Below are 18,798 nucleotides of genomic sequence, written 5' to 3' on the forward strand. Positions count from 1 at the left end.
TACGGGCTCCGCTACGCAGCCCATTGCTTCAACCGCGCTGATGCGCAAAACAACCGCCCGGCTCTAATACCAGCTGGGGGAAAGCTGGGGGTCACGTCAGGGGCTCTGTTGCAAACATGGGGCACGGCCGCGCGGCGTCACCCAGTTGGGGGATTAGGCAGCATTGGCGAAATGCTTATTGAGCATAATCATGGTTTCGGTCAGGGCCGAGGGTCCAATTCCGAATGCTCTTTCAACCAGGCGCACCTCCCCCATGATACCTGGCTGCAGGCACCATGCCTGGGCCTGTCCTTTGCGTAGGGCGCGCATGACCTCGAAGCCCTTGATCGTGGCGTAGGCCGTTGGCATCGACTTGAAGCCACGTACCGGCTTGATCAGCATCTTCAGCTTGCCGTGGTCGGCCTCGAGCACGTTGTTCAGATATTTCACCTGCCGGTGCTCGGTTTCCGCCGCCAGTTTGCCTTCGCGTTTCAGCTCAGCGATTGCTGCGCCGTAGCTGGGTGCCTTGTCGGTATTGAGTTTGGCCGGCTTTTCCCAGTCCTTCAGGCCACGAAGAGCTTTGCCCAGAAAGCGCTTCGCCGCTTTGGCGCTGCGTGTCGATGACAGATAGAAATCAATCGTGTCGCCCCGTTTGTCGACCGCCCGGTACAGGTAGGTCCATTTGCCCCGCACCTTTACGTAGGTCTCATCCAGACGCCAGCTCGGATCAAAGCCGCGCCGCCAGAACCAGCGGAGACGCTTCTCCATCTCCGGCGCGTAGCGCTGCACCCAGCGATAGATCGTCGTATGATCGACATCGATCCCACGCTCGGACAGCATTTCCTCGAGATCACGGTAGCTGATGCCGTATCGACAATACCAGCGCACCGCCCATAGGATGACCTCGCCGGTAAAATGCCGTCCTTTGAAATCGTTCATCGCAACTGACCTTGACAGTACATGAGCCCAATCTTGGAAACCGTGTCAGAGTTTGCAACAGAGCCCTTCATAGGACCCCCTGCCCGAATCGAACGGCTGTACAGGTAGGTGTATCGTGTGAATCTTCTATGACAGCCGGAGAAACGCTCGTGGGTATCCTGTGCGGATGCGCCGTCGGCGAAGCGATATGCGCGATGCCGTCCTGCTCAGGGAGCAAACTTGGCAACGGTGTGGTGAGGCTCTATCTAGATTGGGAAAGCCAGCCGAATTCGGGCGGAGCTTAATTCGAACGGCTGTACAGAAGGGTGTCAGGTTTGAGTCGCTTGCGATATATGTCCGATGAAGCCTCGCCCCAGGCAGAGCGGATGAGTGAGGCCGCGTATGACCTTGCCGAAGAGAGCGGTCTGGCAGCGCTCAGCGCACGAAGTCTGGCGCGAAAGACAGGAATGAGCCCGTCGGCAATCAATTACCACATCGGCAATCGCGAGCGGCTCATCGCGCAGATCGCGTTCAAGGCTATCGCGGTATCTAGCCGCTGGCGGCAGTCGCAGGCCGCTTTACAGGAAGAGGGTGCCCCGAGGTGGGCCGAGCTTGATCACGTGTTCACGTCGCTGTTGCAGGATCGGTTGAGCACCGGCCGTATGGTGATGGCACTTTTGCAGGAACTGGAGAACGAGGCCGTCGCCAGCGGTCAGACCGCTATCGAAGAGGCGCTGCGCGAGGAAATGTTCGCTGAAACGGCGTTCTGGCGCGATCTGGCAATCCGCCATGGCGAAAGCGTGGATGCGTGTAGCGCGACATCGTCGGTGACTGGTCAGCGACATTGATGGTGATGTGTCAGCGGTGACGTTGGGGATAGTGTCACACGAGGTTGGCCTGGATCAAGAGGCGTTGTCGCGCAGCGATGTCGCTGGCATGGTTTCGATGTCGCTGGGCGATGTCGCTGGATCAGGAGCACTGTCGCGGAGCGATGTCGCTGAGGCCAGGGCGGATCGCCTGCGATAGCTCTCGACGTTCATTTCCAGGATAGTGGCGTGGTGAACGAGCCTGTCGATGGCAGCGACAGTCATTGCCTTATCCAAAAAAATGGAATCCCAACCGCTGAATGGTTGGTTGGCGGTGATCATGATGGAGCGCCTTTCGTATCTGGCAGAGATGAGTTCGAACAGGACGCTGGTCTCTGCCTGGTCCTTGCGGACGTAGGACAGGTCATCGAGGATGAGCAGGTCGAAGCGGTCGAGCCTGGCGATCTCCTGGGTCAAGGTCAGGGACTGACGTGCGGCCTGCAAACGCTGGACGAGATCGGTGGTTCGGGTGAAGAAGACCCGGTATCCGCGCGCGACGAGCTCGTTGCCGATGGCGGCTGCGGCGTGGCTCTTGCCGGCACCGGGCGGACCAAATGCCAGAAGATTGTGGCCCGCCTTGAGCCAGGCATCTCCTTGGGTCAGAGCCATGACCTGGGCCTTGCTCAAGGTGGGAACGAGGCTGAAGTCGAAGGCATCCAGGGTCTTGCCGGGAGGCAGCCGTGCTTCTGTAAGATGGCGCTGGATCCGGCGTTGTTCGCGTTCGGCGAGTTCCAGTTCGGCCAAGGCTGCCAGCAGGCGCGAAGCCGGCCACCCCTCCTTGTCCGCTCGTGAACAGAAGTCCGGCCAGAGACGGGCAATGGTGGGCAGACGCAGCGTGCCAAGCAACATGGGCAGCTGGGCGGTGTCGACAGTGATGCTCATGCGGCCATCTCCCTGGCGGTGAGCAGATCGTCGTATGTGTCAGGCTGGGGAATATCGACGACCACATCGGCCGGCTCTTTGCCGGGGCGTTGGAAGCGCTCCTGCAGATCCCTCAGATCGGGTAAACCCTGGCCATCGAGTATGCCGGTCAGGGTCGCGGCGAGCTCAGCCTCGCAGGCCTGGTCATGCGCAAGCCACAGCAGCCCCACCATGCTGCGGCATGCGGCGGCTTTGGGAAGCGCACCCTCCAGAGCATCCCAGCAGCGGCGATATCCGCAAGATAACCCGACAGGTCGCCAAGGCAGTAGGAGAGCCCGCTCGCGGCGAGGAATTGATCGCAAAAATGGACCGCCAACTGGCCGACCTTGCGCGCGATCCGGGCCCGCCGCTACGAGTGGCTGCGTGGGATGGTGCTGGCTTCAATGCAAGCACGGGGTCTCTCTATGACACTGTGCTCAAGACAGCCGGTGCGACCAATGTTGCCAACACACTGCAGAAGAGCAGCTACGGCAAACCGGATATCGAAATCCTGCTCCTTTCTGCTCCGTCCCTGCTGGTGAAAGGCGCCGGGGTAGGTCGCCGCCCGGGGCTTCGCGAAAACGTCGAGCGACACCCTCTAATCCGTCGCTACTGGGACGGTGAACGGCACGATTTCGTGCCCGATACGGACACCGCCTTTTCACCTATGCTTGAACGCTTTGGCCTTGATCAGGATCGTGCCGTGGACGCACATATCCGCACCGCTGTGGCTGAAGGCGCAAACCCTGAATTCTTTGATTGGCCCGACACACGGCGGGGCCGAACGAAAGCCCGCATCGTCCTGCGCCGTCTTGCCGCTGCCGGTCACGAGCACGTGGGTCCCTGGCGCGTCTGGTTCGACCGCGCTCCCGTTGAAACCGATGAAACGGAACAGTGAGGTTGCGCCTGCAATTTCAGCGCGAACTTTGATTGGCATGATCGAAGTTTGGGTCTAGAGATATTCAATGATGATGCGGGTTTGCCCGTGCCATCGATGATCGCGCCGGTGCCCCCAACGGGGCTTAATCGGGAATGCGGTGCGGGAGCGTAGCTCCCAAATCCGCGGCTGTCCCTGCAACTGTAAGCGGATAGCGCGATGCACATTTTTCCTGCGCGTGCAGGAAAAGCCACTGGACCGCGCATGAACGCGCATCTGGGAAGGCGTGCATCAAGCTGTGACCCGCGAGCCAGGAGACCTGCCGGCGCTCTGGTCGCTCTTGCCCGGGTCCAGGGGATGGCCAAGGCACGGTACTCTTCCGTCTGAGCGACGAAGCTGTGCGGCTGGGGCTGCACGGCCGCGTGGTTTCGGGCGTCTGTCGCGCCAGCCCGTTGTCGCGCGCCGACCGGACCTGTCCGGCAAGCCCTGCCCGGTGTCGCTCTGGCGCGCGGAGGAACTGCCATGTCGGACCTGTCAAAGGTACCCGTCACGATCATCACCGGCTTTCTGGGTGCCGGTAAGACCACGCTGATCAGCCACCTGATCCGCAACGCTGGCGGACGCCGATTGGCTGTGGTCGTCAATGAATTCGGTACTCTGGGGGTGGATGGGGACATCCTACAATCCTGCGCCATTCCCGATTGCCCGGCGGAAAACATCGTCGAACTGGCCAACGGCTGCATCTGCTGCACCGTGGCGGACGATTTCATTCCCACCGTAGAGCGCCTGCTCGCGCTTGATCCGCGCCCTGACCATATCCTGATCGAGACATCAGGGCTGGCCCTGCCCAAGCCCTTGCTCAAGGCCTTCGACTGGCCGGCAATCCGCAGTCGCATCACGGTGGATGGCGTCCTTGCGCTGGCCGATGCCGAAGCGGTTGCTGCCGGACGGTTTGCCCCCGATCTTGCAGCGCTGGAGGCCCAGCGCGCCGCAGACCCGGGGATCGACCACGAAACCCCGCTGTCCGAAGTCTTCGAGGACCAGCTTGCCTGCGCCGATCTCGTTTTGCTGACCAAGGTTGATCTGGCCGGACCTGACGGAGTCGCTGCCGCAAGGGCAGCCATTGCGGCCGAAGCACCCCGCCCCGTGCCTGTGATCGAGATAGCCGAAGGGATTGTCGACCCTCGCGTGATCCTTGGACTTGGAGCTGCCGCCGAAGACGATATCGCTGCCCGGCCCTCGCATCACGACAATGAGGATGATCACGAGCACGACGATTTCGACAGCACCGTCATCGCGCTCGGCGAGATTGCCGATCCCGCCGATTTGGTGGCGCGTATCGAAACGCTCGCCCGCGACCATCGCATCCTGCGGGTAAAAGGCTACGCTGCCGTGACTGGCAAGCCCTTGCGCCTCTTGGTGCAGGCCGTCGGGTCGAGGGTTCGTCACCAGTACGACCGCCCATGGCGCCCCGATGAGCGGCGCCAGACCACCCTGGTCGCCATCGCCGAGCATGACGATATCGACGAGCCTGCCATTCGCGCGGTGCTGGCAGGCTAAGCTAGGCCGTGCACGTCATCTTTCGCGAAACGCATGGGATGGAGGAAACGGCCATCCCACAGGATCTGGGGCAGGAGCCTGCGGATCTTGTCGTCCTGTCCTTCTCGGACAGCGATCTTGGTGCGTTCGCGGAAGGCTGGCGCCAGGCGCAAGCGGCGGATCCGGCATTTCCTTCGTTGCGGCTCGCCAATCTTGCCGCGCTGATCCACCCTTTGTCGGTCGACACCTATATCGAAAAGACATTGGCCGGGGCAAAGGCCGTGCTGATCCGGCTGATCGGCGGCACGCCCTATTGGAGCTACGGCCTTCAACAGGTCGAGACCCTCGCCCGATCGCGCGGGATTGCGCTTGCTGTCCTGCCTGCCGATGGTCGGCCGGATTGGCACCTCGACAGTGTCTCCACGCTTCCTGCCGCCACGCTGGCCAAGCTTTGCCAGTTGTGTGACGAGGGCGGCGCGGCAGCGGCGCGCGCGGCCCTGGCCGCTCTCGCGCACGCCGCAGGGCTTGGCGTCAGCACTGTGACGCAATGCACGGCTTTGCCGGCAACTGGCGGATGGCACCCCTCCTGCGGGATCATCGATCCTGCCAGCTTCAGGCCCAATGCGGATCGGCCGCTGATCCTGATCGTCTTCTACCGTGCGTACCTCGCCGCACACGACCTGCACCCGATCGCCGCGCTTCATTCCGCGCTTGAACAACGCGGCTTTGACGCGCTCTCGATCTTCGTCCCCTCGCTCAAGCCCCCTGAGGTCAGGGCACAGGTGGATCGCTGGGTGCGTTCGCTGGCGCCTGCAGCCATCGTCAATGCCACGGCTTTTTCAGCGCGGGGCGAGGATGGCGGAACGCCGCTCGACGGGGGGGGCGTTCCGGTCTTCCAGATCGCGCTTGCCACCGCACCGCGCGCAGGATGGGCGCGCACATCGCGTGGCCTCTCGCCGGCTGACCTTGCCATGCATGTCGTACTCCCCGAGATTGACGGGCGCATCTTTGCAGGCGTGTCGAGCTTCAAGGAAGCGGGCGAACGCGATCCGGCACTCGGCTTCGCTCCCTATTCGCACCGCGGCGATGACAACCGGATCGCAGCGGTCGCCGACCGCGTGGCGCGCTGGATCGGGCTGGCCCGCAAGCCGGCATGCGAACGCCGCGTCGCCCTGATCCTGTCGACCTACCCCGGCAAGGCCTACCAGATGGCGCACGCCGTGGGTCTTGACGCGCTGGCCTCAGTCGATGCGATTGTCGCCGATCTGGCAGAGGCCGGGTACAAGGTCAGCCGCCCCACCGATCTTGCCAGGCAGCTGGCGACCGAGCATCTGGTCTGGCCTTTGAATGCCTATCGCACTGCCATGTCCGCCCTGCCCGAGACGCTGCGGCAGGACCTTGCCTCGGCATGGGGAGAGCCGGAAGACGATCCGCTGGCTGTCGATGGGGCATTTCGCTTCCCGGCGCTCACGCTCGGCCAGGTGCTGGTGGCGCTTCAGCCCGAGCGGGGCGAGCCTATCAGTCGCGATGCAGACTATCACGACCTCTCGCGCTGCCCGCGGCACGCCTATGTCGCCTTCTACCTGTGGCTGGGCCAGCAGGGTACGGATGCGCTGGTCCATGTTGGCGCGCATGGTACGCTGGAATGGCTGCCGGGGAAGGCTGTAGCGCTGTCTGACGCTTGCTGGCCCGAAGCGCTGACACAAGCGATGCCGGTCATCTATCCCTTCATCGTCAACGATCCGGGCGAGGCAGCGCAGGCCAAGCGCCGCATCGGTGCTGTCACCATCGGCCATGTGCCGCCGCCGCTCGTCCCGACCGGAAGCGGCGCCGGGCTGGGCCGGATCGAGGCTTTGCTGGACGAATTCTCCAATGCCGACGGGCTGGACCCTGCCCGCCGGGACCGTCTGCAGAAATCCATCCGCGAGGAAGCTGCCGCGCTGGGGCTGGAGGCAGAGCTCGGCCTTGATACCGCCACCACTCTGGTCGAAGCGATCACCCGGATCGATCGCTTCGTCTGCGATGTGAAAGCCAGCCAGTTCGGTGACGGTCTCCACGTTTTCGGCCGCGGTGAACAGGGCGCGGCAGAGCGGAACGGGCTTCTGGCTGGGCTGGACGGCCGATGGATCGCTCCCGGACCATCTGGCTCGCCCCATCGCGGACGAACCGATGTGCTGCCGACGGGACGCAACCTCTACACGATCGATCCGCGCGCAGTACCTTCGCGCGCAGCGCATGCACAGGGCGTCGTGCTCGCCGAGGAGCTGCTCCGCCGCCATCTGCAGGATCACGGCGACTACCCGCGTGGCCTTGTGGTGGATCTGTGGGGTTCGGCCACCATGCGCACGGCTGGTGAAGAGTTTGCGATGGCGCTGCACCTTCTGGGGGCAAAGCCGATGTGGGACATGGCTTCAGAGCGCGTGACGGGGGTTGAGATTCTCCCACTCGCCATGCTCGACCGCCCTCGCCTCGATGTAACGCTGCGCGTTTCGGGCCTGTTTCGTGATGCCTTTCCCACCCTGCCCGCCTTGTTCGGTCAGGCCGTCCGGGCGCTGTGCACCAGGGACGAACCCGCCGACTGGAACCCTTTCGTTGCCTTGGCCCCAGCGCCGCGCGTCTATGGTCCGCGTCCGGGCCGGTATGGACTCGGGATCGGAGACGCGGCCGAAACCTATACCGATGATGCCCGGCGTGCGGCGGGCGAAGCATGGCTGGCAGCCTCCGACCACGCGCTGGATAGCGTTTCCGATTCCAGCACGGGAAGCGAGGCTGACCCCGATGGCATCCGTCTGCGAGTGGCCAGCGCGGACGCCTTCGTCCACCTGCAGGACCTGCCTGAAACCGACCTCTTGCTGGCCGCGGACTATGCCGGGCACGAGGCAGGCTTTGCCGCAGCCCAGGCGATTGTCGGAGGCAAGGCCGCACTCTATCATCTCGACAATCGGGACCCGAACAACCCGGCGGCCCGCACGCTGACCGAAGAAATTGCCCGCGTGGTCCGTGCCCGAGCCGCCAATCCAGGCTGGATCGCAGGAATGATGCGCCACGGCTTTCGTGGGGGCGCGGAACTGGCCGCGACGCTGGACCATCTTGGCGCTTTCGCACATCTTTCCGGCAGCGTGCCGCCGCAGCTGATCGACCTTTATCACGAGGCAACGCTCGGCCAGTCCGAAGTTCGCGCCTTCCTCGAACGCGAAAATCCCGATGCACTGGCGGCGATGGAAGCGCGCTTTGCCGCGCTGCATGCCGCGGGCCTCTGGCGCACCCGGCGAAATTCCATCCTGGCCAGCCTGCGGGAGGCACCATGACCGGATTTGCCGTCAAGGGCTGGTGCCCGGACGCATGGCACCCGATGATATCCGGCGACGGCCTACTGGTGCGGGTCAAACCCCGGCTCGGGCGGCTGACACGGGAGCAGGCGCTGGCCCTTTGCGATGCGGCCGCCACCTGCGGCAGCGGGCTGATCGACCTGACGCGGCGCGCCAATCTGCAGATTCGCGGCGTTGCCCAAGATCGCTGGCCCTTGCTGATCCAAAGGCTGATTGCGCTGGAATTAGTGCAGCCCGAGCCTGCACTCGAAGCGCGGCGCAACGTCCTTGTCGCGCCCGACTGGCAGGAGAACGACGACACCCACCGCATCGCCAACGCCCTGCTGGCCCGGATAGGCGAATGGCCCGATCTTCCCGGCAAGGTCGGGTTCGTCATCGATGCCGGCCCTGCCGCTGTGCTGACCGGCGCATCCGGCGATTTCCGTGTCGAACGCGGCACGGACGGCAGCCTCATCCTTCGCGCCGATGGTTGCCTCACCGGATCAAGCCTGTCTCCAGGCACGGAAGCGGACGCCCTGATCGCTCTCGCTCACTGGTTCGCCGCGAGCGGCGCCGCCGCAGCCGGGCGCATGGCCCGTTGGGATGCGGAACTTCCCGCATGGGCAAAAGGTGCGATCGCGCCTGCAATGGCTGAACCGGGCCATGTGCTTGGCACCGGACATCATCCATCGATCGCGCTGGCGTTCGGGCTGATAGAGGCTTCGGAGCTCGCCATCCTGCTCGAATCCGGTTCTGCTTCTGGACTGCGAACAACACCGTGGCGGCGGCTGTTGATCGAGGGGGCGGCGGCTGCCCGGACCCACCCGTCCACCGGCGCTAAACCTGATCCGCTGCCCCATGTGGAAGCCTGCCCGGGCGCACCATTGTGCGCACAGGCGACGGTTGAAACCCGTGCGCTTGCGCGCCGACTTGCGCCCTATGTCTCGGGACGGCTGCACGTTTCGGGTTGTGCCAAAGGCTGCGCCTGCTCGCAGGTGGCCGATGTCACGCTGACCGGACGCAACGGCAGGTTCGATCTGGTCCTTGCTGGCAAAGCCGGATCGCCTCCGTCCCGCTCCGGCTTGAGCGCCAGCGAAATCCTCGCGCATTTTGGAGCCGTCTGATGCCCCATGTCTATGAAACCGACGGGGCAGCGATCTATCGCCAGTCGTTTGCCACGATCCGCGCCGAAGCCGATCTCTCCCCTTTCGCGCCAGGCGAAGAGCAGGTGGCAGTGCGGATGATCCATGCGGCCGGGATGGTCGGACTTGCAGCGCATATCCGGTTCTCGTCGGGATTTGCCGATGCGGCACGCGCTGCGCTGGCCGGCGGCGCGCCGATACTGTGCGATGCGCGGATGGTGTCTGAAGGGATCACCCGCGCCCGGCTTCCCGGGAGCAACGCAATCATCTGCACGCTGCAAGATCCTGCGGTGCCTGACCTTGCACGCAAGATCGGCAACACCCGATCCGCTGCCGCGCTGGAACTGTGGCGGCCCATTCTGGCGGGTGCGGTCGTGGCGATCGGCAATGCACCAACCGCGCTGTTTCATCTGCTGAACATGCTGGAAGACCCCGCCTGCCCACGCCCTGCGGCGATCATCGGCTGTCCGGTGGGCTTCGTGGGAGCAGCTGAATCCAAGGCTGCCCTCTGGGCCGCTCCTCCTGCACCCTGCTGCGTCGTCGAGGGCCGCCTTGGCGGCAGTGCCATCACCGTGGCGGCCATCAACGCGCTGGCGAGTACGGCCGAATGAACGCCGGCACGAACATCGGCACCATTCACGGTGTCGGGCTTGGTCCGGGTGCGGCAGACCTGCTGAGCGTGCGCGCCGACCGGCTTGTACGCACGGCGCACCACGTCGCCTATTTCCGCAAGGCTGGGCGGCCCGGCCAGGCAAGGCGCATCGTGGAAGGGATGCTCCGCGCTGACGTGATCGAGTTTCCGATGGAATATCCGGTAACCACCGAAATCCCGGTATCCGATCCTCGCTACAATGCCTGCCTGTCGGCGTTCTACACGCACTGTTCGGAGCGGCTTGCAGCGATTTCGCAGCAGGGTGAGGACGTCGTCGTGCTGTGTGAGGGCGACCCGTTCTTCTACGGCTCCTTCATGCACCTCCATGCCCGCCTTTCAGGCCGCATACCGGTGGAAGTCGTCCCTGGCATCACGGGCATGTCTGGCGCCTGGACCGCGACGGACCTGCCGATCACCTGGGGCGATGATGTGATGACCGTGGTCATGGCCACGCTGCCGGAAGCCGAGCTTGCCCGCCGGATCCGCGAGACTGACGCGCTGGTGGTGATGAAGATCGGTCGGAACCTGCCCAAGCTTCGCCGCGCCGTGGCAGCCGCCGGGCGCATGGATGCGGCATGGCTGGTCGAACACGCAGCGATGCCCGGACAGCGCGTCACCATGCTGGCCGAGGCTGAGGCGGTGACCCCCTATTTCTCGATCCTGCTGATCCATGGTCAGGGGAGGCGACCATGACCGGGGAAAAGGACAAGGGTTGGCTAGCAATCGCCGGTCTGGGACCAGGAGACGAGGCACTCGTCACACCCGAAGTCACCGCCGCGCTGGCCGGGGCTACGGACGTGATCGGGTACATTCCCTATGTCGCCCGGATAGCTGCACGCGAAGGCCTGACGCTTCACCCCTCGGACAACCGGGTGGAGCTCGACCGCGCCGCTCTGGCGCTCGATCTTGCGGCGCAGGGCCGCAGGGTCGTTGTCGTATCGTCAGGTGATCCGGGGGTGTTCGCGATGGCCTCGGCGGTATTCGAAGCGCTTGAGGCAGGTCCTTCCCGCTGGCGGACGCTGGATATCAGGGTGCTGCCGGGCATCACCGCCATGCTGGCCGCCAGTGCACGGGCCGGGGCACCGCTGGGTCACGATTTTTGCGCGATCAATCTTTCCGACAACCTGAAACCCTGGGCCATGATCGAAAAGCGGCTGCGGCTGGCCGTGGAGGCGGACTTTGCCTTGGCGCTTTACAACCCCCGCTCGAAGGCACGTCCCGAAGGCTTCGCCCGTGCGCTGGCCTTATTGAAGGAGCTGTGCGGCGATGATCGCCCGATGCTGTTTGCCCGCGCCGTCACAACGCCGCAGGAAGATCTGCGCATCGTGCCGCTGGGCAAGGCGCACGATGAAATGGCCGACATGCGCACCACGGTGATCGTGGGATCAAGCCGGACGCGGATCATCGAACGTGCGGCAGGCCCTATCCTCTATACGCCCCGGTCCGTTGCGGAAGTGGCCTCATGACCAAGCCATTCCAGCACATCTTCTGCGCGACAGACCTCGATCCGGTCACCGATCACCGGGCGGTCGATCATCACGACCGGAAGCTTGAGCTGGCGCGCAGCGACAAGCTTTGCCTCGGCGCCCGTGCCACCGGCGTTCTTGCACACAACAAGGTCGATCATGTGAGACTGCATCAGCAGCCGATCACCTTCAGCCGTAAACGGCCCGCGATCGATGACAAGGTCGTGGGAGGGCAGGCCTGGGGGCGCAGCCGGAGGGTCAACAAAGCGCAGCAGGTAGTGATGCTGCGGCTGTGCGGCAAAGGCTTCCACATGCATTCGGCCCAGCGCGAGCAGGATGCGGCGCGGCGTGCCCGCAAGTTTGGCCACCGCAGCGGCAGTGTCTCTCACGCATGTCCAGCGATCGCCCGACCCGGCCTCCCATGCGGGTCTGGTCAAGGCGATATGGGCAATCCCGGCAATCCGCGCGGCCTTTATGGCATGTGCGCTCATAGTCGCGGCAAAGGGATGCGTCGCATCGACCAGATGCGTGATGCGATGGTCTTGGAGATAGGCCACAAGCCCCGCCACCCCACCAAAGCCGCCGACGCGGATCGGCACCGGCTGTGGCCGCGGGTTGTCGGTCCTGCCCGCGTAGCTGAGTGTCGTCGCAACCTGCGCTGCCGCAAGCAGGCGCGCCAGTGCGCTCGCTTCGGTTGTTCCGCCAAGCAGGAGAACATTCGGCATGGCTGACATGGACCCTCGCGCATGGTTGACGATCATCGGCATCGGTGAAGACGGCGTGGACGGCCTGTGCTCAGCGGGCCGGGCCGCGCTGGCCAGGGCCGAACTGGTCATGGGATCGGCGCGCCATCTAGCGCTGCTTCCCGCGCTTACCTGCGCGGTCTTCAAATGGCCAGTTCCCTTTGCCGACGGCATAGCCGAACTGCTGGCGCATCGCGGGCGGCGGGTGGTCATGCTGTCATCGGGCGATCCGTTCTGGTTCGGCGCAGGCGCAAGCCTTGCGCGCCATCTCGGTCCGGCGGAATGGGTTGCGCACCCCGCGCCATCGACCTTCAGCCTTGCTGCCGCCCGGCTGGGCTGGCCGATCGAGGAAACGGCCTGCCTCGGCCTGCACGCAGCGCCGCTGGACCGCTTGTGCCCCCATATCGCACCCGCCCAGCGCGCCATTGTCCTGCTGCGCGATGGCGATGCCGTTGCCACGGCGGCGCAATATCTGACCAGCAAGGGCTTCGGCCCATCGACGCTTCATGTGATGGAAGCGCTGGGCGGCCCCCATGAACGCCTCCGCGTGACGACCGCGCAAGCCCTGCCGTTCGCAGACATTGCCCATCCCGTTGCCGTGGGCATCGCGTTCGCCGGTTCAGGCAATGTCCTGCCCGTCACATCCGGCAGACCGGATGCGTGGTTCGATCACGACGGACAGATCACCAAGGCCCCGGTGCGCGCCCTGACCCTCTCGGCCCTCGCCCCGCGTGCCGGTGAATGGCTCTGGGATATCGGCACGGGTTCTGGGTCAATCGCGATCGAATGGCTGCTGGCTCATCCCGCCAACCGGGCGACCGCGTTCGAAGCCGATCCGCTACGGGCCGGCCGCGCCCGCGCAAACGCCAAGGCTCTGGGTGTAGACCGGTTGGATGTGATCAATGCCCGGATGCCCGAAGGCCTGCCGGAAGGCCCCCATCCGCATGCTGTGTTCATCGGTGGCGGCTTGTCCGACCCGCTGCTCGATGCCCTCTGGGCCCGGCTGCCTGATGGAACGCGGCTGGTGGCGAACGCCGTGAGCCTTGAATCTGAAGCCGCTCTTACCCGTTGGCATGGCGCAAAGGGCGGCAGTCTGCTGCGGATCGAACTGGCCGATGCCGTGCCCCTTGGCCAGCGGCATGGCTGGAAGGGGCGCTATCCCGTGGTACAGTGGAGCGTCACGCTATGATCGTGGCTGGCTTCGGCTTTCGGCGCGGCGCAGGCCTCGCTTCGCTGCGGGCGGCGCTGGAACTGGCGCAGGACGGGCTGCCCCCTATAACCCATTTGGCGACCGCCATCGACAAGACGTCTGCGTTGGTACCGCTTGCAGAGGCACTGGGACTGCCGATGACCGGCATCCCATCGGCGTCCCTGTCCACCACGCCTACGCCCACCAGCTCTGCCGCCAGCCTGAAGGCACGCGCGACCGGCAGTGTCGCAGAAGCCTGCGCGCTGGTCGCCGCTGGTCCGGGCGCCCGCCTTTTGCGCACGCGCCACATCTCGCCCGATCGCATGGCCAGCTGCGCCATTGCCGAAGGATCACAGCCATGACCGTCCACTTCATCGGCGCCGGCCCCGGCGCACCCGATCTTTTGACCCTGCGAGGGCGCGACCTGATCGCCGCCAGCCCGGTCTGCCTCTATGCCGGTTCGCTGGTTCCCGTGGCTGTACTCGATCACTGTCCGCCCGGTGCCCGCATCGTCAACACCGCGCCCATGACGCTGGACGAGATCATCGCCGAGATAGCGGAGGCTGACGCCGCAGGGTGCGATGTTGCCCGCCTCCATTCGGGCGACCTGTCCGTCTGGTCGGCAATGGGCGAACAATTGCGCCGCCTGCGCGCACTGGACATTCCGTTTACGGTCACGCCGGGTGTTCCCGCCTTCTCGGCGGCAGCGGCGGCTCTGGAAGCCGAACTGACCTTGCCCGAGCTCGGCCAGTCGCTGGTACTCACGCGCACGCCAGGGCGGGCCAGCGCGATGCCGCAGAGCGAGAGCCTCGCCAATTTCGCTGTGACGGGCGCGACTCTGGCTATCCATCTATCGATCCACAACCTCGCGCGGGTCGTGGCCGATCTTGCTCCCGCCTATGGCGCGGATTGCCCCGTTGCGGTCGTCTGGCGCGCCAGCTGGCCCGACCAGCGGATCGTCCGGGCCACCCTCGACACCGTCGAAACAGCCATCGCCGGCAGCATGGAACGAACCGCGCTGATCCTTGTCGGACGGGTGCTGGGGGCGGAGGACTTCGCACAAAGCAGCCTCTACGCCCACGGCTACGACCGGCGCTTCCGCCCACAGGATGCGAGCTCGCGCTTTGCAGGAGCCGGGGAATGAGCGTTTCAGGCCTGATGATCGCCGCTCCGGCATCGGGAACGGGCAAGACTACGGTCATGCTGGGCCTGCTGCGAGCGCTGGTTGAAGACGGCGCGGTGGTCCAGCCCTTCAAGAGCGGTCCCGACTATATCGATCCCGCCTTTCACCGCGCCGCCTGCGGCCGTGCGTCGTTCAACCTCGATACTTGGGCCATGAATGGCGAGCTGATCGCTGCAATCGCGGGAGAGGCTGTTGGCGCGGACATGGTGCTTGCCGAGGCTTCGATGGGCCTTTTCGATGGTGTCGCGAGCCGGGGTGCCGTTGGCAATGGCGCCAGTGCGGACATTGCACGGACAATGGGCTGGCCGGTTGTGCTGGTGCTGGACGTGTCCGGACAAGCCCAATCCGCCGCTGCAACGGCGCTCGGTTTCAAGCATCTGGATGACACGCTGCCGTTTGCAGGCGTGATCCTGAACCGGGTGGCCAGTCCCCGCCATGAACGGCTGGTGCGCCGGGGGATGGAAGCGATAGGCATGCCTGTGCTGGGTGCCCTGCCCCGGCGCGGCGATCTCACCCTGCCAGAACGCCATCTCGGTCTGGTCCAGGCTGTCGAGCATCCCGATCTCGAGCGGGCGATATCGGACTATGCCGCATTTCTGCGTGCAAATGTCGATCTGAATGCCATCCGCCATGCCGCCAGCAGCAACAGCGCCCCGCCTCCGGCCCCCGGCCAACTGCCGCTTCCCCCTGCCCAGCGGATTGCCATCGCCCGCGATCCCGCCTTTTCCTTCGTCTATCCCCATGTGCTCGAAGGTTGGCGGCGGGCTGGCGCGGAGATCATGCCCTTCTCGCCATTGGCAAACGAGGCCCCTGCCCGCGATGCCGATCTTGTCTGGCTGCCGGGCGGCTATCCGGAATTGCACGCAGGGACCATCGCTGCAGCGACGAACTTCCTGACCGGCCTGCGCCATCACGCCAAGACCCGCCCGGTCCACGGCGAATGCGGCGGCTACATGGTTCTGGGCGAGGCCTTGGTGGACAAGTCGGGAGAACGGCATCGTATGGCCGGCCTGCTGGGGCTTGTTACCAGCTATGCACAGCGCAAGATGCATCTCGGCTATCGCCAGGCCGAACTGCTGGCACCGATAGCCGGACTGGCCAAAGGCAAAAGACTGCGCGGCCACGAGTTCCACTACTCGACGATCCTCGAGCAGACAGACGCAGCGCTGGCATGTGTAACCGATGCAGATGGCGTCGCGGTTGCCGAAACAGGCTCGTATCGCGGCCGCGTGACCGGAACCTTCTTCCACATGATCGCGAACGCATCGTGAAAGGGTTCGTATCATTTGTGGGTGCGGGCCCTGGCGATCCCGAGCTGCTGACCCTTAAAGCCGTTTCTCGTCTTGAGACAGCGCAGGTGGTCCTGTTTGATGATCTGGCTGCGGGACCGATCCTGGCCCGCGCGCGCGATGACGCTGAACTGGTAGCGGTAGGCAAGCGCGCCGGTCGGCCATCTCCAAGTCAGGCCGAAGTCAGCCGTCTTCTGGTGGACCATGCCCTGGCCGGGAAGCATGTCATCCGGCTCAAATCGGGAGATGCTGGCTTGTTCGGCCGACTCGAAGAAGAAATTGAGGCGCTTCGCCATGCGGGAATCTCGTTCGAGATCATTCCTGGCGTCAGCTCGGCGACCGCCGCAGCGGCAGCTGCCGCGATACCACTGACACGACGCGAGCACGCTAGACGCGTCCAGTTCGTAACCGGACATGGCAAGACTGGCACTTTACCCGAAGACCTCAATCTATCAGCGCTTGCCGACCCTTGTGCCACAACGGTCGTCTTCATGCCAAAGCGCACATTTCCGGCGCTTGCTGCGCAGCTTGTCGCGGCAGGACTTGCGGACGATACTGCAGCCTTGTTGGCAGAAAACATTAGCCGACCGGACCAAAGACTTACCAGAAGCACTATTGCCGGACTTGCTCGGTCACTTGCCGACGGCGGATCGGATGCAACCGCACTGGTGATCTACGGCCCCATGATGGAGGAGGCATGATCCACCTCCATCTGATCGGCATAGGCACCGGGAATCCCGACCACCTGACGCGTGCTGCAATACGCACAATCAACGCGGTCGATCTCATTCTGCTGCCCCGCAAAGGCGATGCCAAATCAGATCTCCTGGACCTGCGCCACTCCATCTGTGGCGCCGCATTGGCCTCACCGGTCCGCATGGCCGAGTTCGACATGCCCGTTCGCCGACAGGATGGCGACTACACGCAGGCCGTCGACGATTGGCACGATGCGATTGCAGCGATTTGGGCAGAGCAGATAGCAGTTCACCTTCCTGATGGTGGGCGGGTCGCGCTGCTCGTGTGGGGCGATCCGTCGCTTTACGACAGCACACTGCGTATTGCCGATCGGCTCCGGACGGCTGGGGTCGACCTAACTGTTCGCGTCGAACCCGGTATCACCAGCATTCAGGCTCTTACGGCTGCTCACGCCATCCCGCTGAACGCCTTGGCCGAACCTGTCACGATCACCACCGGCCGCAGGTTGCGCCGGGAAGGCTGGCCGCTGGGAGTGCACACGATCGTCGTCATGCTCGATTCCGGCTGCGCCTTCGAAGTCCTCGATCCTGCTGGCATCACGATCTGGTGGGGTGCCTATCTGGGCATGTCGCAAGAAGCACTGGTGCATGGGCCACTTGCCGATTCTGCGCCGCAGATTGCCGCGCGCCGCGCGGAACTGCGCGCTCGCCACGGCTGGATCATGGATGTCTACCTGATGCGAAAGGAACGAGCCGATGCCTGCTGACCGCGAAGAAGAAGCTGCAAGCGCAGATGCGCGCCATGCCGAGAAAATGCGCAAGATCCAGGCTGCGCGTAGCACCATGATGGCCACCAAGACCCGCGAGCAGGGGCTGCTGATCGTTCACACTGGCACGGGCAAGGGCAAGACAAGCGCTGCACTCGGTATGGTCGTGCGCGCAATAGGACATGGCATGAAGGTCGGGGTCGTCCAGTTCGTCAAGGGCGCGATGGCGACAGGCGAAAAGACGGTGTTCGACGCTTTCCCGGAAAATGTCGAGTTCAAGCCGATGGGTGAAGGTTTCACCTGGGATACGCAAGACCGGACACGCGATATCGCTTCGGCACGTACTGCCTGGGATGAAGTCTGCCGCATGATCGCCGATCCGGCTTACCAGATGGTGGTAGCCGACGAACTCAACATCGTCCTTCGGTATGACTACCTGCCCTTGGATGAGGTTCTTAAGGCGTTTGCCGCGAAACCCGAGATGAAACATGTCATCGTCACCGGACGCAATGCGCCCGATGCACTGATCGAGGCGGCCGATCTCGTCACCGAGATGACCATGATCAAGCACCCTTTCCGCTCGGGCGTGAAGGCGCAGGCAGGGATCGAGTTCTGAGCGATCTGCCGCCCCAGTTCGATGCCGAGTTCGCGGCTCGATTTGCGCAGCTGCTGCGCTGGCGACGCGATGTGCGGCACTTCGAAGCCCGTGCTGTCGCGGAAGAGGAGATGTGTGCGCTGCTGGAGTGTGCCTCCCTCGCGCCTTCGGTCGGGAATGCGCAGCCCTGGCGGTTCGTGCGCGTGCGTTCATCCACCCTTCGTCAGGCGCTGGCCGACCATGTCGATGCACAGAACGCACAAGCAGCGCAGCAATATGCCTGCCAAGCCCGGCAGGAACTGTATCGTTCGCTCAAGCTGCATGGCCTTCGCGAAGCCCCGGAACTGATCGTGGTGTTCTGTGATGAGCAGCCCAAAGCAGGCCATGGACTTGGCATTGTCAGTATGCCGGAGATGTTGCGCTATTCATGCGTGCTGGCGATCCACACACTCTGGCTGGCGGCAAGGCTCCGCGGCATTGGCGTCGGATGGGTATCGATCCTCGAGCCCGGTGTCATCCGCGCCTTGCTGGACGTACCCGCCGACTGGTCGCTGATTGCACTGCTGTGCTTCGGATACCCCCAGGACCCGTCCCAGACACCCGAATTGGAGCGGCGGGGCTGGCAAGCCCGGGAACCTGTGACCAACCGAGTGTTCGACCGATGACCCCCAATCTATGGAGCAAGAAATT

General features: G+C 64.3%; 20 protein-coding genes and 1 riboswitch. Of the genes, 16 read left to right on the plus strand and 4 right to left on the minus strand.

What is annotated here, in order from left to right:
* Positions 1-153 precede the first annotated feature (153 nt).
* Complete coding sequence (locus tag ATE64_RS10515) at positions 154-918, minus strand: IS6 family transposase (protein ID WP_006949122.1); 765 nt, start codon at positions 916-918, stop codon at positions 154-156.
* A 365-nt stretch (positions 919-1,283) separates the two neighbouring features.
* On the opposite strand from ATE64_RS10515, the gene ATE64_RS10520 reads away from it, so the two are divergent.
* Entirely contained in the window at positions 1,284-1,745 is a 462-nt protein-coding gene (locus ATE64_RS10520) for a TetR family transcriptional regulator (RefSeq protein WP_058456839.1), read from the plus strand.
* Between the two features lie 54 nt (positions 1,746-1,799).
* Here the strand turns inward: ATE64_RS10520 and istB are convergent, their stop codons facing one another.
* Together istB and ATE64_RS10530 are read right to left on the minus strand one after the other, a co-directional pair.
* Complete coding sequence (gene istB / locus ATE64_RS10525) at positions 1,800-2,645, minus strand: IS21-like element helper ATPase IstB (RefSeq protein ID WP_006949666.1); 846 nt, start codon at positions 2,643-2,645, stop codon at positions 1,800-1,802.
* A complete protein-coding gene (locus ATE64_RS10530; protein ID WP_058456840.1) occupies positions 2,642-2,857 on the minus strand; it encodes a hypothetical protein in 216 nt (71 codons plus the stop codon). The genes istB and ATE64_RS10530 overlap by 4 nt, the downstream gene beginning before the upstream one ends.
* A 131-nt stretch (positions 2,858-2,988) precedes the next feature.
* Between ATE64_RS10530 and ATE64_RS21620 the strand changes: the two genes are divergently transcribed.
* From ATE64_RS21620 to cobJ, 7 genes are all read left to right on the plus strand, one after another.
* Complete coding sequence (locus tag ATE64_RS21620) at positions 2,989-3,561, plus strand: hypothetical protein (protein ID WP_058456841.1); 573 nt, start codon at positions 2,989-2,991, stop codon at positions 3,559-3,561.
* Between the two features lie 89 nt (positions 3,562-3,650).
* Positions 3,651-3,882, plus strand: a riboswitch (cobalamin riboswitch).
* 180 nt (positions 3,883-4,062) lie between these two features.
* A complete protein-coding gene (cobW, locus tag ATE64_RS10540) occupies positions 4,063-5,100 on the plus strand; it encodes a cobalamin biosynthesis protein CobW (RefSeq protein WP_039330625.1) in 1,038 nt (345 codons plus the stop codon).
* A gap of 8 nt (positions 5,101-5,108) precedes the next feature.
* Positions 5,109-8,387: a cobaltochelatase subunit CobN gene (gene cobN, locus ATE64_RS10545; protein WP_039330627.1), complete on the plus strand. Its 3,279-nt coding sequence runs from the start codon at positions 5,109-5,111 to the stop codon at positions 8,385-8,387.
* A complete protein-coding gene (locus ATE64_RS10550; RefSeq protein WP_039330629.1) occupies positions 8,384-9,511 on the plus strand; it encodes a cobalamin biosynthesis protein CobG in 1,128 nt (375 codons plus the stop codon). Before cobN ends, ATE64_RS10550 begins: the two co-directional genes overlap by 4 nt.
* Positions 9,511-10,140 carry a precorrin-8X methylmutase gene (locus ATE64_RS10555; protein ID WP_039330631.1) on the plus strand — a complete coding sequence of 210 codons (630 nt, stop codon included), beginning with the start codon at positions 9,511-9,513 and terminating at the stop codon, positions 10,138-10,140. Before ATE64_RS10550 ends, ATE64_RS10555 begins: the two co-directional genes overlap by 1 nt.
* Entirely contained in the window at positions 10,137-10,874 is a 738-nt protein-coding gene (gene cobI / locus ATE64_RS10560; protein ID WP_039330633.1) for a precorrin-2 C(20)-methyltransferase, read from the plus strand. The genes ATE64_RS10555 and cobI overlap by 4 nt, the downstream gene beginning before the upstream one ends.
* Positions 10,871-11,647, plus strand: a complete 777-nt coding sequence (cobJ, locus tag ATE64_RS10565) for a precorrin-3B C(17)-methyltransferase (protein WP_039330635.1) — start codon at positions 10,871-10,873, stop codon at positions 11,645-11,647. The genes cobI and cobJ overlap by 4 nt, the downstream gene beginning before the upstream one ends.
* Here the strand turns inward: cobJ and ATE64_RS10570 are convergent.
* Positions 11,611-12,372 (minus strand): cobalt-precorrin-6A reductase, encoded by a 762-nt coding sequence (locus ATE64_RS10570; protein ID WP_039330637.1) that lies wholly within the window; start codon positions 12,370-12,372, stop codon positions 11,611-11,613. The two genes, cobJ and ATE64_RS10570, sit on opposite strands and share 37 nt — an antisense overlap.
* Here ATE64_RS10570 and ATE64_RS10575 point away from each other — a divergent pair.
* Genes ATE64_RS10575 through bluB form a run of 8 tightly spaced genes read left to right on the plus strand, consistent with a single transcriptional unit; the run spans position 12,371 to position 18,773 of the window.
* The gene (locus ATE64_RS10575) at positions 12,371-13,579 is read left to right on the plus strand and encodes a bifunctional cobalt-precorrin-7 (C(5))-methyltransferase/cobalt-precorrin-6B (C(15))-methyltransferase (protein ID WP_039330640.1); all 1,209 of its coding nucleotides are present in this window, start codon (positions 12,371-12,373) and stop codon (positions 13,577-13,579) included. The two genes, ATE64_RS10570 and ATE64_RS10575, sit on opposite strands and share 2 nt — an antisense overlap.
* A complete protein-coding gene (locus ATE64_RS10580) occupies positions 13,576-13,941 on the plus strand; it encodes a cobalamin biosynthesis protein (RefSeq protein WP_039330641.1) in 366 nt (121 codons plus the stop codon). Before ATE64_RS10575 ends, ATE64_RS10580 begins: the two co-directional genes overlap by 4 nt.
* Complete coding sequence (cobM, locus tag ATE64_RS10585; RefSeq protein WP_039330643.1) at positions 13,938-14,723, plus strand: precorrin-4 C(11)-methyltransferase; 786 nt, start codon at positions 13,938-13,940, stop codon at positions 14,721-14,723. The genes ATE64_RS10580 and cobM overlap by 4 nt, the downstream gene beginning before the upstream one ends.
* Positions 14,720-16,033 carry a cobyrinate a,c-diamide synthase gene (locus ATE64_RS10590; protein WP_039330645.1) on the plus strand — a complete coding sequence of 438 codons (1,314 nt, stop codon included), beginning with the start codon at positions 14,720-14,722 and terminating at the stop codon, positions 16,031-16,033. Before cobM ends, ATE64_RS10590 begins: the two co-directional genes overlap by 4 nt.
* Positions 16,030-16,752 (plus strand): uroporphyrinogen-III C-methyltransferase, encoded by a 723-nt coding sequence (gene cobA / locus ATE64_RS21160; protein ID WP_039330647.1) that lies wholly within the window; start codon positions 16,030-16,032, stop codon positions 16,750-16,752. The genes ATE64_RS10590 and cobA overlap by 4 nt, the downstream gene beginning before the upstream one ends.
* Entirely contained in the window at positions 16,749-17,513 is a 765-nt protein-coding gene (cobF, locus tag ATE64_RS10600) for a precorrin-6A synthase (deacetylating) (RefSeq protein WP_039330650.1), read from the plus strand. The genes cobA and cobF overlap by 4 nt, the downstream gene beginning before the upstream one ends.
* Positions 17,503-18,129, plus strand: coding sequence for a cob(I)yrinic acid a,c-diamide adenosyltransferase (cobO, locus tag ATE64_RS10605; protein ID WP_039330652.1), 627 nt, complete (start codon positions 17,503-17,505; stop codon positions 18,127-18,129). Before cobF ends, cobO begins: the two co-directional genes overlap by 11 nt.
* Positions 18,126-18,773 carry a 5,6-dimethylbenzimidazole synthase gene (gene bluB / locus ATE64_RS10610; RefSeq protein WP_081095568.1) on the plus strand — a complete coding sequence of 216 codons (648 nt, stop codon included), beginning with the start codon at positions 18,126-18,128 and terminating at the stop codon, positions 18,771-18,773. The genes cobO and bluB overlap by 4 nt, the downstream gene beginning before the upstream one ends.
* Positions 18,774-18,798: the final 25 nt, after the last annotated feature.

Source organism: Sphingopyxis sp. H073, assembly GCF_001468395.1.
GTDB lineage: Bacteria > Pseudomonadota > Alphaproteobacteria > Sphingomonadales > Sphingomonadaceae > Sphingopyxis.